Source organism: Cellulomonas sp. P1_C4 (assembly GCF_056406355.1).
On sequence record NZ_JBFUAI010000017.1, the window covers coordinates 68,426 to 82,903 of the forward strand.

9 protein-coding genes and 1 pseudogene are annotated in these 14,478 nt (G+C 69.6%); 4 read left to right on the plus strand and 6 right to left on the minus strand.

Annotated features, from left to right (window positions below; all coding sequences use genetic code 11):
• The first annotated feature begins 26 nt into the window (after nucleotides 1-26).
• Nucleotides 27-1,568: an outer membrane protein assembly factor BamB family protein gene (locus AC1DYZ_RS14560; RefSeq protein WP_477065903.1), complete on the plus strand. Its 1,542-nt coding sequence runs from the start codon at nucleotides 27-29 to the stop codon at nucleotides 1,566-1,568.
• Between the two features lie 313 nt (nucleotides 1,569-1,881).
• On the opposite strand, the gene AC1DYZ_RS14565 is transcribed toward AC1DYZ_RS14560, so the two are convergent.
• From AC1DYZ_RS14565 to AC1DYZ_RS14580, 4 genes and pseudogenes are all read right to left on the minus strand, one after another.
• The gene (locus AC1DYZ_RS14565; RefSeq protein ID WP_477065904.1) at nucleotides 1,882-3,672 is read right to left on the minus strand and encodes a hypothetical protein; all 1,791 of its coding nucleotides are present in this window, start codon (nucleotides 3,670-3,672) and stop codon (nucleotides 1,882-1,884) included.
• Nucleotides 3,673-4,514: 842 nt separating this feature from the next.
• Nucleotides 4,515-9,200, minus strand: a complete 4,686-nt coding sequence (locus AC1DYZ_RS14570) for a hypothetical protein (RefSeq protein ID WP_477065905.1) — start codon at nucleotides 9,198-9,200, stop codon at nucleotides 4,515-4,517.
• Nucleotides 9,201-9,403: 203 nt separating this feature from the next.
• Nucleotides 9,404-9,940 (minus strand): hypothetical protein, encoded by a 537-nt coding sequence (locus AC1DYZ_RS14575; protein ID WP_477065906.1) that lies wholly within the window; start codon nucleotides 9,938-9,940, stop codon nucleotides 9,404-9,406.
• Nucleotides 9,941-10,535: 595 nt separating this feature from the next.
• Nucleotides 10,536-10,755 (minus strand): annotated as a pseudogene (locus tag AC1DYZ_RS14580) (SDR family oxidoreductase); the annotation flags it as partial.
• A gap of 179 nt (nucleotides 10,756-10,934) precedes the next feature.
• Between AC1DYZ_RS14580 and AC1DYZ_RS14585 the strand changes: the two are divergent.
• The gene (locus AC1DYZ_RS14585) at nucleotides 10,935-11,975 is read left to right on the plus strand and encodes a Gfo/Idh/MocA family protein (protein ID WP_477065907.1); all 1,041 of its coding nucleotides are present in this window, start codon (nucleotides 10,935-10,937) and stop codon (nucleotides 11,973-11,975) included.
• 144 nt (nucleotides 11,976-12,119) lie between these two features.
• Nucleotides 12,120-12,464 (plus strand): 4Fe-4S cluster-binding domain-containing protein, encoded by a 345-nt coding sequence (locus tag AC1DYZ_RS14590; protein WP_477065908.1) that lies wholly within the window; start codon nucleotides 12,120-12,122, stop codon nucleotides 12,462-12,464.
• On the opposite strand, the gene AC1DYZ_RS14595 is transcribed toward AC1DYZ_RS14590, so the two are convergent.
• Together AC1DYZ_RS14595 and AC1DYZ_RS14600 are read right to left on the minus strand one after the other, a co-directional pair.
• Complete coding sequence (locus tag AC1DYZ_RS14595; RefSeq protein ID WP_477065930.1) at nucleotides 12,360-12,722, minus strand: hypothetical protein; 363 nt, start codon at nucleotides 12,720-12,722, stop codon at nucleotides 12,360-12,362. The genes AC1DYZ_RS14590 and AC1DYZ_RS14595 overlap by 105 nt on opposite strands.
• Before the next feature lie 287 nt (nucleotides 12,723-13,009).
• Nucleotides 13,010-13,486, minus strand: coding sequence for a DUF6841 family protein (locus AC1DYZ_RS14600; RefSeq protein WP_477065909.1), 477 nt, complete (start codon nucleotides 13,484-13,486; stop codon nucleotides 13,010-13,012).
• 153 nt (nucleotides 13,487-13,639) lie between these two features.
• On the opposite strand from AC1DYZ_RS14600, the gene AC1DYZ_RS14605 reads away from it, so the two are divergent.
• Nucleotides 13,640-14,461 carry an alpha/beta fold hydrolase gene (locus AC1DYZ_RS14605; protein ID WP_477065910.1) on the plus strand — a complete coding sequence of 274 codons (822 nt, stop codon included), beginning with the start codon at nucleotides 13,640-13,642 and terminating at the stop codon, nucleotides 14,459-14,461.
• Nucleotides 14,462-14,478: the final 17 nt, after the last annotated feature.

Here is a 14,478-nt window from a genome sequence, read left to right on the forward strand (position 1 = left end):
GTGTCGAACGGCGTAGTGTCCGAAGCATGTCGCGCGGCAAGGGGATGCGTGATGTCGAACTCGACGACGGTGGACCGGGGGCCGGCGACGAGCAGGCGCGTGCGCGCGGAGACCCAGGACATGGACAGCGCGAGTCGGGTTCAGTCGTCGCTGCCGGCGGTGGGGTCGGACCGGCGCTGTGGGCTCGTCGCCGATGGCTGCTCCTCGGGTGCGCGCTGGCACTGCTCGCCGCGGTCGTGGTCGTCGTCGGCGTCCGGGCCCGCGCTAAGGATGCTCACCTCGCCGCCGTGGCGGGCGTGCTCGAGCCGATGGACTCCTCGCTGCGGGAGGTGTGGACCCAGCCGGGCGGCTGGGGGCATCCGGCGGTGCACGGCCCCGACTTGATGGTCAGCCTCTTCGGCAACCCCCGCGAGGGCTTCCGGCTGGTCGGGAACGACATCGTGACGGGCGAGCAGCGGTGGGACGTCGCGCTTCCCGAGGTCGCCAGCGAGCTGGACGTCGGATGTCGAGCTCTTGGTCCCGACGTTCAAGGGCTGATCTCGGTGTTCCACGCCCGCTCGGGACCGCGCGCGGTGAGCTCGCACATCGTCTGCCGCTTGGTTGCCCCCGCCGCCCCAGGGACCGAGCTCCCGGCGCACGGCCCCGGATCCGAGGCCCGCTTGGTGGTGCTCGACGCGCAGACCGGGGAGAGGGTCAGCGATCGGAGCCTCGAGTACGGGTTCGGCACCGTGGAGACGCTCGGCTCCGACATCCTGGTGACCACCGTGCTCTCGGACGGACGCGTGCAGGTGACACGCGAGGACCCGCTGACCGGTCGGGTGCGGTGGACCGCCCGGAGCGAGCAACCGCTGCCCGGCGCCGGGTTTGGACGGGGGCCACAGGCACCCGAGACGAGGACTGAGCACGGCGTCATCGTGGTGAGCGGTCTCATGGCGATGGCCCTGTCCGAGGACGGTGAGGTCCTAGGTGAGTGGCCGGAGGAGGGCGGCCAGCGCCCGGTGGAGCTCACCGTGCTCGCCGACGGCCGATTCGTGGTGGGCACCCCGGACGATCAGGGCACCGTCCCGTACGGCACCGTCTCGGCCTCCGATGCCGGGGATGGTTTCCCGATCGACGGTCCTCTGCTCAGGCTCGCCGTCGACGACGGCTCGGCGAGCGACCTGCTGCTGACCACCAGCGCGAGCGCCGCCGAGGTCGTCGCGCTCGACGCCCGGACCGGTGAGCTCCGATGGAGCGCGGAGGCGACGCCTGAGGACTGGGAACTCCTGCTGGACGACCGCCTGATCACCACCTTCGGGGACGACCTCGTCGCGGTGGACACCCGCACCGGCAAACGCCTGTGGACCGCTCCGGACGATCTACGGGTCCGTCGTCCCCTGCTCACCGATGGTCACGTCGTCCTCTTCGCGACCGGGTACGACGACCAGGAGCCGATCCTCACGGCGGTCGACATCACCGACGGGCGTGTGCTCTGGACGGCTCCGGGGCCACCGGGCACCGTGGCGTTCTTCGAGATCGGCCGCCGCCTCATCGCCCTGCAGCAGGAGCAGATGACCCGCCTGGGCTGATGCACGCCAGCGGCGAGCGAGCGCGACGCCAGCGAACACGCGACCACTGCGCTCGGCATAACCTAATCGGATGTCTGGGCACGTCCGATCATCGTTCGAACCCGACCACCTCCCAGACCACACCAGGTCGCCGCGGCCGGCGCCGGCGCGCGCAGCATCAGACCCAACCACGCTGAGATCCGAAGATCCCCTGGTCCCGCCACGGCAGATCGACGACGAAAGGCCGACGGCACGGAGCGACCAGTACGCGACCGGAGTCGGCGGCTGAGCACCGAATGGCTCTGGGGGGTTGCACCTCTAGGCGCAAGAAGCGCTATCGGAGCGCTAGTGAGGCTACGGCCTGTTCCACTTGGGACGGTTTGAATCCGGCGTTGGTGAGGGACTCCCGGAGGTCCTGGACCGTGAAGTCAGGCAAGCTCGAAAGCACGTCCCAGGTAGACGTTGCTGCCTGGCGCGCTTGGGCGTCCCAGTCGACCTTGAGCCCGTCGACGACTTCCGCCCAGTCCTGATCTGCGCGGCGAAAGGCAGGCAGGCCCGACACTCGGTTGATCAGGCCGGTTCTCGAGATTCCCTCACCCAAGCCGAGCTCGTACCGGGCGGCGGCGTCCGGAGTGCCGGCGACGAGGCCGATCGCAAAGTCGACCTGCTCGGCGGTGAACTTCGCAGCGACCAACCGGTCCCGCAGCTCGGGAATGGTAGTTCCGTAGTCCAGCATGTCGTTCGCGGTGCGGTATGCATGGTCATTCCAACCGGCCCCGCCATTGAGTGAGTCGAGCGCGGCAGAAGCAACCGCGGCGTCGAATCCGTGGCGATCGACCATGAATTCGAGGGCACCCTGCCGCGACGCATCAAGGAGGTCGATGTAGTCGCTCGCTGCGGTCAGTGCCTCAGCCTCCCATTGGCTGGGGTCGATTGCGGCGACGGCTTGTGAAGCCTGGGACCAGTTGAACCCGTCGACGTTAACCAGGTGGGGTTCGAGCTCAGCCCCGGACCAGAAAGGCCGCCAGTCGATCGAGATGTTCCACTCCCCGTCGGCACCCTGCGTGGCGTCGACACCGAGGGCCGCGTCGAGCCCGGATGCGGTGAAGTCGTCGATTACGGGCGTGAGCGTCGACTCGAGCTCTGCGACGCCGGGGCTGTGCTCGGTGCCGTTCAGGTGGCTAGCCGCTGCCGCTAGGGCCTGCGCGTCCCAGTCGACCTGTCGGCGATATACGGCAGCCTCGGCACGCTGCGCCGAAAGACCGCCGTCGGTCACGAGCCTGTTGACGAGCGACGTCTCGGAGATACCGTCGGTCCCCAAGTACCGACTGAGGGCGCCGTCATCGTCTCGGCCTCGTTTCGCGTCGAGCGCGGCCAACCCGCCGACCACGAGTGCGATAGCAGCAGCCCCGGTCAGGACCTTGTGCCGCAACAACCAGCGGGTAGGAGTCACCGTCGGCTGCCGACTCCGGCGGGTAACCCCTGCGGCAGCCAGCTCGTCGTCTGTGGCGCACTCGGCCGCGTTCAGCTTCTCGATCGGCCACTCGTCAATACCCGTGAGGGTGGCGAGCGCCGCGATCCCGTACTTGGCAGCGACCAGCCTCGTGAGGGCTTCGTTGGAGTACGCGTTCGTGCCGGCGATGGCGTCATGGACCCTGGCGCGGGTCGTTTCCTCATCCCGTCCGTCCCACGGCCCACCGGGGTCGCAGATCAGTGCGACGGGACGCATGTACTCGGCGCGAAACCCGAGTCGGTGGGCGACGACCTTGCCCCTGGCTTCGACAACTGCAAGCACCGTGGGACGGTCGCTCGTGCTCGGGTAGGTCTGGATTGCTGCCGTTCCACCGTTGAAGGCGTAGAGGCCGCACCCGCAGCCGCTCGTGGGCGCTTCGCGGTGGCCCGAACGGGCGTAGTCCCGGCAGGTGGCGTGCATCCACTCCCGCGGCGGGAAAGGCTCAACGGCGATTGGCCCCGCGAGCTCCCCGTTGGGGGTGATCACGAACTGTCGGATCCCGAAGATCGTGCCCGGGTAGAGCTTGTCACCATCGTCGTCGCCCAGGCCGAACGGAAGGTCGAACCCGTCTTCGGGCGCGGGAACGTTCGACGTCGTCGAATCGTCGCTCACGCGGACAATGGCTTAGGTGCCGGGGGCGCCGGCGAAGGTGCGGCGGGTTCGATGGAACCGGGCTCGGCGCGGACCGGGAACTCGACCGGCTCGTACTGGCGAACCTCTTCCTCTTCGCCGATCGCGGCCATCGCGGTCTCCAGTCGTCTTGCTTTGGACAGTTACACGATGGTAGACGGCGGAAGTCCCGGGGAGAAGAGCGGTCGTTCACCCTTTAAGGCGTTTGTGAATGCCTCGGATTCGTGCAGCCGGCAACTCGGTATAAAGCCGACCGTCCTCGGCCGAATATCGACGACACGCGTCGACGGCGGACGCGGCGCGTGGTCCTCGGCACTATCGCGTGGTCGGATCACGGGCCGCGTGGCGTCTGCGGTGCTTGCGGTTGCGGGCATTCTTCGCGGCGGCGTCACCGTTTGTCGCGGGGTGGCGAGCCCCGCGGCAAACCCTCCTGAACGCCCCTCGGCCGCTTCCGAACCCCAAATGCGTACCGCGGGGCCGCAGGACTTCGCAACTCACCGCGCGAAGACCGACCGGCCAGCTGGAGAGGTAACGGCCTTGTCGTTCAGAAGCCGAGGGCGGTGAGGACCGACCGGATGAGCTTGTACCCGGACGATCAGGCGGCCGTCGTGCGCAGATCAAACTGGATGCGCTGCGGACCGGCACCGCTAACGGCGTCAACGATTAGCGACTTGGTCCTGCCTATTGCGAGGTCAGGGCCATGGCGTCGTGAGGTGGCGGGAATCGATCGCGAGTGCGACGAGTCCGGGCGGATGTCGGCGAACGTCTGATCTGCACATTCGTGATCGCGGATCCGTCGGTCCAGGCCCGATCGGCGGGCGGCGCTACGTGGAGCGGAGCCGTGCGGCGAGCCGTTCCGCGATCGCGTGTGCGCGGCCGACGTCGTGCGGATCCGCCGCCCGACCGCGCTGCACCACGAACAGTTTCGCTACCACCGCCTCGACTCGGAGGAGATAGCACAGCACCGTGAGCTCACCGCCCTGCCGCGACCGTGCTGGGCCACCCACCACACGGCACTCCGTCCCGACCGGCGGGGCATCGGGCACTGGCGGGAGCCCTTCACCGAGCGCCAGGAGCCGCTCGCGGTAGTAGGCAGCGGCTCGCTCAGCGTCCGGGAGCACGACACGGATGTCCACGACCCGCGAAAACGGCCCGGCGGCGTCCGCCAGCCACGCCCGCAGGCCTGTGCCCACACCGTCGCACGCAACGTACGCGTAGTCGTCAGGTTCGGGCCCGGTGTCGGCACCGTCGTGCTCGAGCGTCATGCCCGGCAGGTCCTCGTCGGCCAGGTAGAGGTGACGGATGCTCCCGCGTGGCTGCGGCGAGGGTGCCCGGGCCGCGATCGGCGCAGGGTCCCGACTGGTCGGAGGGGCGACGCCGTCCAGCGGTCCGGCCGCGGCCGCGGGGCCGGCGATCGCCTGTGCCGCACGGAACGCGTCGTCGAGACGAGCGATCACCTCCGGGCCCGCCAGCTCGACAAGGGGACCGATCCCGCGCCGCAGTCCCTCCATCAGCACCTCCCAGCCGGCGTCGAGCTCGCGGCGGGCGGTCGCGACGAGAAGCTCGACGTCGCCAGAGCGCGCGGCGACCGCGAACAGGTCCGAGAGCAGGTCGTCACGGAGGTAGGGGTTCTCGACGCGCTCCATCCAGCGCAGCGCCGTGCGCGTGAGGTCCGCCCGTCGCTGGGGTGCGGCGCTCCACGCGAGCTCGGCGAAGCCTTGGGCGACAGACCGGGGGGCGGCGTCGGAGAGGAGGGCCACAGCCCGGTCGGTCAGTTCCCCCTTCGCGTCGTCGTCGAGCGCCCGCATGGCCATGGCGGCCACACAGACTGGGTACGCCGGATCCGCGTCCGTCGGCACGTCGTCCAACAGGCGACGGGCGGCGACCGCAAGGTCGTCCGCCTCTGTGATCGACATCAAGGCGACCGACATCCTGGCGACCAGCGCCCGGCCCGGGTGGTGGATGCCCGCGAGCGTCGCGGCGAGCAGGTGGTGGTCCCACGGTGCGACCGCCACTGCCGCAGCCACCCGGACGAGCTCACGCTGGATGGGGTCGGCGTTCGCGTCCCCTTCGGCCACGATCTGCCGAACGTAGCCCGCGACCTCTGCGCCGTCTGTGTGGCATGCCACAGGCCCCCACAGGAGGTCGAAGAGCTGCTGGGCACGGACTGTGTCCAGCAGGTACCGGGACTCAGAGACCGCCATGAGTGACAGCGCCAGCGACCCGTGCTCGTCGGGGAGGAGCGTCGCGGCCTCGAACCGGGCTCGAGCGGTTGGGTCGAGGTACCGGAGCGCCGGCACTCGGTCAACAGTCGCCACGTCGAGCTCTGCCGTGTAGTGGGGCAGTCCGACGACGCTCCGACCCAGCGCGGCCAGGGCGTCACCCGCGCGCGGGTCGTCGGCGTCGGCGAGTGCCGCGACCAGTCCCGCGACCCCGATCACCCGTTCCGCAGGGTCCGCGATCCACCCGGGGAGCGCGATAGCTGCGTCCAGGTCGACGGTCGCGATCGGCACCACCGCGGCGGCCACGACGCCCGCCCACGACGCCGTGCTCCCGTTGACGCCGGGCGCCATCCGCATGCTCCGGACGACGTCGGCGGGCTCGACGAAGGGCAGCTGCTCGCGCGCGCGCGCCCAGTAGCTCACGGCGTTCTGCATGTAGACGGCGAAGTTCATGGCACGCGACATCGACAGCTCGCCCGTCGGCACGTCCGCCTCGGGCCGGAACAACCCTCCGCGCACGAACCGTGCGTCCTGCCTGCCCAGAACCAGATCGGGCTCCTGGGTCGGAACGCACTCGTCGAGGAGGTCGCCGGCGAGCAGCGGGTCGGTGGCGCAGACGTCGATGCCGAGACAAGCGAGCGCAGACAGCCGCCCGCTGAACGAATCCCACCGGGCACCGGGGATCCAGCTTCCGTGCATGCGGCGAGCCAGTCGGACGGCGCGCCCCGGGTCCCAGGTCCGGACGGCCTCGGCCGCCGAGCCGAGCGTCGCGCTGATCCTGGTCTCGTACGGGTCGGTGCTGGTAGTCGCGGCCGCGACGATGAGGTGCTCGGCCTCGTCGGCCAGTGCGCGGGCCCACGACGGGTCGACCTCGTCGACCGCGACCGCCAGTGCCGCAATCGTCGACGCAGGCCCGAACCAGCCGCGTGCCCGCTCTTCCTCCAGCAGGTGCTCGGCCAGCGCCCGGGCCTTCTCCGGTCGTCCCCGTGCGACCCAATGCCGCACGGCCGCGACGCCGTCCCAGCTCGAGGTCGGGATAACGTCGAGCAGTGCGTCCGCCAGATCGGGGTCGACGGTCGCGACGATCTCCGCCGCCGTGAGCACGTGATTCGTCTCGACCTCCCCACTCGCGATCGCTGCGCGCAGCTCGGCCGCGAACGCGTCAGCCCGCCCGGGCTCCGTCGGCCTCCAGGCGGCGACCAGCCGGGCCAGCACAACGACCGGCTCCGTGGCCCGTCCGTGCGTGACGTCGTCCTCGGCCAAGGCGAGCAGGCGCTCCCGCTCCGGGACCTCGAGCAACGAGGCAAGCTCGGCGGCGGCAGCGGCTCGCGCTCCGCGCATGCGGTCGACGAGCGGGACCCGGCCGGTCGCAGGCTGCACCTCGGCCGCTGCCAGCAGCACGCGGTCCCGCACGTCGAAGGCCTCGGGTGACTCCTCGATCTCGGCGGCCAACGCCAGCGCGCGGTCCAGGTCGTGCGTGGCGAGCGCCACGGCCGCCTCCTCGACGCAGTGCCGGCGGGTCATCCCGCCGAACAGACCGCCGTCGGCGACGGAGATCTCCGTCGCCGCGGCGACGAGCAGGTCGACCCCGTCGTGCCGCCCGAGGAGGTGCCGCTCCGCGTCGACGGTGCACTCGACGAGCGCCTGCGTCGACCGGAACCGGTGCTCGCTCGGGCGGAGCAGCTCGATCAGCGCCTGCGCCTCGGGGAAGCGTCCGACGCGCGCCATCAGGCCGAACACGGCCGGCGCGAGCAGTCGCCCAGGACTGCTCAGGGTGGTTCTGACGACGGCGAGGAAGAGCTGGTCGGCCAGCACCTCGGCCGGCGCGCGCCCGTTGTCGATGTGCGATAGCGCGCCGTCCACCAGACGCTGGAACGGCAGATCGGTGCGGAACCGCGCTCGGGCGGCGGAGCGCAGACCGGGTGTAACCAGCTCGATGACCTGCCGCTGCCCATCGATACCTAGCTCGGCGAGGTGATCCGCGGTGTGCAGCAACCCGTAGTCATCGACGGAGGCCCAGTCGACCTCCGCCCACGCTGCACGGCCCTGGTAGGACCGCACCACCCGGCGGTGCCACTCGCTGCCGTCGACGAACAGGTCTGGTGCCTCACGCTCCGCCTCGCCGGTGAGGAACTCCGCCACCGATCGATGGAAGAACTGCCATGCGCCGGCTTCCTCGTCGAGCAGGGTCCGCAGCCGCTGCATCACGCCGTCAGCTGAGCTACGCCACACACGGACCGCTCCCAACCGCATGAGCTGATCGACGGACAGTGCACCACGAGCCACCGCGAGGACCCCGACCACGCGGCGCCCGGCGCCCTCCCATGCCGGGGCCACCTCATCGTCGGGCCCACGGGGCTCCTGGACGTCGAGCGACCCCAGACGCTCGATGTCTGCACGCGCGTTGCGCAGGAACGTCGTGTAGAGGGCGCCCAGGCCGGCGGGAAGCACCTCGAGGCCCAAAAGACGGTCGGCCAGCTCGTCGTTGCCGTCGGTAACAGAGGCGACGAGGGCGCGCTGCCATGCGCGCAGGTACGCGAAGTTCCCCTCCGAGGCGACGGCGACGCGCTCGACCAGCTCCTCCGGATGCCGCACGCGCGCGGCGATAGGGGGCGCCGTGACGACCTCAGCCGCGAAGGTGCGCGCGTCGGACATGACTTCCGTGGCCGCCTCGTTGAGGTCGATTACCTCCACGGTGCCCGCGCGCACGCCCTTGACGGTCTCGAGACGGGAGTGAGGGCGCGATGAGACGACGACGCGCACGTTGGCCGGCAGCTCAGGGCTGCGCTCCAGCCAGTCGAGCACAGTCATCGCGCTTCCGTGGAAGCCCAGCACTTCGTCGGCGGCGTCCAGGAGGACCACCACCCGCGCCTCGGGCTCGCTCGCGGCCAGCGCCGTCGCCGGGTCGATCAGGGCCAGGAACTGGAGGTTCTCCTCGGCGAGCAGCCGCGGCTCGACCGTGGCTCGTGCCACCTCGACGCCGACGAGCCTCCCCCCGAGGTCCTCCACGTCCTGCTCGACGCGGATCGCCGTGCGGTGGAACGGGGACGCGACGAGATCCTCGATCTTTACGCCGACGACGTTCGCGGCGGCGCCTGCTGCCGCCACCCGCTGGTGCACGACGACCTCCAGCCGCTCGGGCGCGAACAGCCCTGGCCGGCGGGCGGCGAGCTGATGACCGACGCTGAGGAGGAACGAGACGGCATCGCCCCCGGCGAGCGGCGCGATGCTGTCCTGCCGCACGAAGTAGCGCGGCCAGTCCGGTTGGTGGGCGGCCAGACTCGCCATCACACCGCTCTTCCCCGCGCCTGGTTCGCCGACCAGCACGACGTAGCGGCACGTCGTCCGTTGCAGGCGCTCTTGAACCAAGCTTTCGAGCCATTCCCGGCGGACGTACCCGTCGTCGTCCACGTGACGGCGGACCACGCCGTCGAAGAACGGGTCGTCGTGCCGCTGCCGGGGAGACGGGCCGTCCGGCCCCAGGGTCGTCGTCACCCCAGTCGCGTGATGTCCACGCCGGTGACGTCGGACGCCCGCGTGATGTCCTGGGTGACGCGGACGCTGCCGCGCAGCATCTCGCTCACCCTCGCACCGGTGATCCCGTGCGCCGCCGCGACGGACTGGAAGACGTCGACCTGGGGACCAGCGTTCTCCAAGAGCGTCGCCAGCTCGGCCTGCATCGAGGGGTCGTCCGCGAGCTTGCGGACCAGCCGCGCTTCGACGACGGGCTGGTAGACGTCAGGCTCGGTGGCGAACTTGGCAAGGTCGTCGGAGGCGGTGGCGTCGGTGGACCACCACGTCGTGATCTTCGCGAAGATGCCCGAGGCTGCGCGTTTGGCTGCGTCCTCGACAGCTCCCAGCGCGCCGTCGCCGATCTTCCCCGCAACCTTCAACAGGGCCCCCATGACCAGCGGGACCAGCAGCTCGAGACCCATGCGGTCCTCCTTGAGGCGTTGCGGCCGCTCGTGTGCCGCGGTCACGAAGGACGCGACGGCCACGGCGGACGGTCGGACGCGCCGGCCGGCCATCTCACGATCGTCCTTCGGATTGCGCCCGCGCAAGTACCCGTCCGCTGCCACTGTCGGGCTCGAACTCGGTGCGCCTCATGGTCATCACAGATCCTCGACGGCTGTCGTCCGGGTCGAAGCGTTGCGCAGCCCAATAGGACGCGCGCGTCGACGCGGCCACGGTGGCCCTGTCGCGCTTCCAGACCGGCGCCCACGACCCGGGTGACGTGTTGTTGAGTGGCGTGACCGGCGCGGCATTCGCCCATTCCGCAGTACGCCTCGTCGCGAGAGTGGCGCCGATGAACTGAGGGCAACGACCGCCCAGGATCGCAACGTGGTAACGCGAGTGCCTCCGAGAGGTTTCCTCGCGGCACCCGGTTGACAGCATCAACGAATTCGTGCCGCCCAACCTAGTGCATTTATGCAGGTCAGGAGCGCAGCACATGTGGAGGTGGGGGAATCGAAGGCGATTCGGCGAGTCCCGACAGACAAGCGAGAACGCCTGATCTGCACGTCCGCCATCGCACATCCATCGGCTCTGACCCGATTCGAGCGGTTCTGTTGACGTGGTCAATGTAAGGCTCCCGCAGTGAACGGGTCCACCTGGGCGCAGCGGTCAGGGCACGTGCGCCCCGCCGTTGACGTTGATGACCTCGCCCATCACGAAGCTGGACTCAGGCGGGTGCCTGCTCGACCGGCTGGCTCGTCTGGCCGAGCCAGGAGGAGTCCCCGAAGCCGTTCAGCTTCTCCGTAGGTTGCCCGTCCGAGACCTGCAGTGGTGTCCATACCGGCCCGGGTGCGACGGCGTTCACCCGGATCCCGCGCGGCGCGAGGTCGTGTCGATGGACCGTGACGCTGTGAAGGGCCGCGACGGTAACCAGGACGTGGAGAACCTGCTGGTGTCGATGCTGCCGTGGGCGTGCGGTGGCGCCGAGGTGCCACCGGCAGACGATTGACTCGCACGCCGCGTGACGTTTCACTGCAGGAACGCGCTGCCCGACGACGGGGGAAGGTCATGACCGAGGGCCCGGGTGTCGCCGACGAAGGAGCGGGGGCGGCACTCTCCGACTCCGGAAGCGGCTCGCCTCTGCGCGTCGCGGTCGTCGGCCCCGGCGGGTGGGGTCGACAGCACATCCGGGTGTTCACCGAGCGGTCCGACACGACCGTCGTCGCGATCGTCGGGAGGAACGACGAGCGCGTGCGACGGCAGGCAGCAGAGGCGGCCACCACGGGCTACACCGACATCGCTGCGATGCTGGACGCCGCCCAGCCGGACCTCGTCACTGTCGCGCTGCCGAACGAGCACCACTTCGCCCCGACGCTCCAGCTGATCCGCAGCGGCGTTCCGCTCCTCGTCGAGAAGCCTTTCGTGTTCGATCTTGCCGAGGCGGACCAGCTCCTGCGCGAGGCAGCCGAGCGGGACCTGTTCCTGGCGATCAACTTCAACCACCGCTACGCCGAGCCGATGCTCCGCGCACGGGCCGCGATCACGGCCGGCACCCTCGGCGAGATCGTGTTCACGAGCTGGCGTTTCGGAGGCGAGGCGAACATCGGCACGCACCCGCACGCCCAGCTGATCGAGACGCAGTGCCACGCGTTCGACACGATCGAGCACCTGTGCGGACCGATCGTGTCCGTGATGGCCCAGATGGCGCGGCCCCACGACGGCCCATACACGACCGTCGCCATCGCGCTCGAGCTCGCGAACGGCGGCGTCGGCGGCCTCGTCGGCACCTACGACTCGTCGTACGCCTACCCCCTGACCCACCAGCTGGAGATCAACGGGCGCGCCGGACGCCTGCTGGTGGAGGACACGGTGCGCCGGCTGACGGTCTCGACCGTCGGCGACGAGACCAGCCAGGTGTGGCAGGCCGGGTACTTCAACGACGAAGCCCGGCAGTTCCAGCGCACCTTCGACCGACATGTCGACGCACTGCTGCCGGCCCTCCGGTCTGGAGGCCAACCACCGATCCACGCTCGTGCGGGCCGCCGCGCGCTTGCACTGGCCCTGGGCTGCATCGAGTCCTTCGAGACGGGCCGACGAGTGCCCGTCTGAGCGTGCTCCGGACGCGGCACGCGCCAGAGTGGTGCGGACCGTCCGGCGGCGTGCCCCCCTTCGGTCCGCCCGGCTATCGCCAGCGGACGCCGACGATCGTGGCGAGGTCGCGGCCAGCCGGACCTCCGTCGCCCGCAGCGCCGGATGCTCCAGCCGGTACCGCCGAGCGTCGTCGTGCTCCTCGGCGCAGGTCAAGCCCGAGAGTGCGAACGCCTCCCCCAGGCGGTGGGCCGAAGGGTCGATGGTGTCGCCCAAGAACGGGGAGTCATCACGTTCACCGGGTACGAGTTGGCGTTCCTCAGAACCAGGCCGGATGCGGCCGCCCTCCTCGATGTTTCCGACCTGATCGTGGACGGGCCATTCAGGGCTGCTGAGCGCGAGCACTCATGCTCCCTCGTCGGCTCGAAGAATCAGCGCTTCATCCACCTGACAGGCCGATACGCATCGGTCGACCGTCGGCGCGACGAACACCGTCGAGATCACATTTGACGAGAGCGGTCGTGCGGCGCTAGCGGGACTCTTGACAGGCCCCAACTGCGGCGGTTGACACGCCAGCGCCCCGACCAGGACGAGGGCCTGGCGGTCGACAAGGGCCTGATCGTGTTCCTCAACGAAGCGCGTGACCGCACCCGATGGCGTCGCGCTGGTCGAAGGCGCGCCGATCGGGTTGCGCTGATCGGGCTCGTGGTGGGAATCGAAAGCGATTCGGCGGGGGTTGACACGGAGGTTCGGGTGCCTGACCTGCACCTTCGCTCCATCCGGACTGACGGCTCCACAGCAAACAAGGCCGACTCGTTGACGTAGACAACGGGCGCTCGCTCGATCCCGGCCTTCGAGCCGTTCCTGTTCGGGACGGGCTGCTTCAAGCGGCACTACACCCCTCGACTGCGATGAGTCGCTTTGCGCTATGCCGCATCTGAAGTCGATCCGTGGCGCGAGAGCCGCCATTCCATGTCCCTAGTTAACCCAGTGACCGCCTGCGCGGTGACCGACGTCGCCTGGCGGTCGGTCGAAGCGCGCATCGTCATTCAGCGTCAGCCGCGCACGACCGGCCAGACCCCGTCGAGCGTGTCCGCATCCGTGCCGTAGGTCTCGAATGCGACGACGCGGATGCCGTCGAGTCGGCGTGCCACCACGAAGTGGACGGCCACACGCTCAATCTCGGAACCGTCGCCCCGTCGACGAGACCAGAGCGAGTCGATCGCCGAGCCGTCCCGGTTGAAGACGACCGTCCGGCGGTCGAGCACGACGCTGTCGCTGTAGCCGTCGGCATGAAGCCGATCGGTCATGGCCGCGAAGGCGCGAACGACGTCCTGCTCAGTCTCCGCCAGCGTCGCCGGGCCTAGATCGTTGCCGACCCACAGCGGCGAGCCCCAGTACTCGGAGATGAATCGGGGGTCGTCCCCGCCGCCGACCCCGCGAATGAACGCGGGCATGTATCGGTCTTCGAACCACGTGCTGAACTCGGCGTACGCCTCCTCTAGCTCCGGGCTCCTTCGTGCGTCGGTCATGGTCCGTTCCTTTCCGTCGTCCTCCTATTCGAGTCGATCGGGCGCGGTCGAGGGTGTCCCCGGAAGGACCTTCTTCGGCACGGACTGCGGTGCCTACGGTCACGCGGGGCTGCCGTTCGGTCGCCTCATCGCACACGACGAAAGGGAAGTCCGTTGTCCTTCTTCACGACATCAGACGGTGTAGAGCTCTACTACACCGAGCACGGCACAGGGACACCGATCGTGCTGAGCCACGGCTGGCCCCTCAATTCGGACGCGTGGCAGCTCGAGCGCAAGCTGTTCGCCGACGCTGGATACCGCGTCATCGCGCATGACCGCCGAGGTCACGGGCGCTCGACGCCCACGTATTCCGGAAACGACATCGAGACCTACGCGAAGGATCTCGCGGAGCTCGTGGAGGCGCTGGACCTGCACGACCTGATCGTGGTCGGGCACTCGACCGGCGGCGGCGAGGTGATCAAGTACGCCGCTAAGTACGGGCAGGGCCGCGTGGTCAAGGTCGTCACTGCGGGCGGGATCCCGCCGCTCATGCTGCAGACCGAGGCCAACCCGGAGGGGGCTCCGATCGACGTGTTCGACGGCATCCGCCAGGGAACGGCGAGCGATCGAGCGCAGTACTTCTGGGAGCTCTCCGCCGCCTTCTACGGCACGAATCGGGAGGGCTCCGACATCTCGGAGGGGGTCCGTCGCGACTTCGTACGGCAGGGGCTGGCGGGTGACCTCGCTGCCATGTACGACTGCATCAGGGCCTTCTCGGAGACCGATCAGACCGAGGACCTCGTCGCGCTGGACGTGCCCGTGCTCCTCCTGCACGGTGACGACGATCAGATCGTCCCCGTGCAGGCGGCCTCGGAGAAGGCGATCGGGCTGCTGAAGCACGGATCCCTCAAGCTGTACCCCGGTCGGCCGCACGGTATCGCCGGCAGCTTCCAGACGKAGCTTGATCAGGACATCCTCGACTTCGTCCGCAGCTAGCCGGGGCTGCGCCCGCC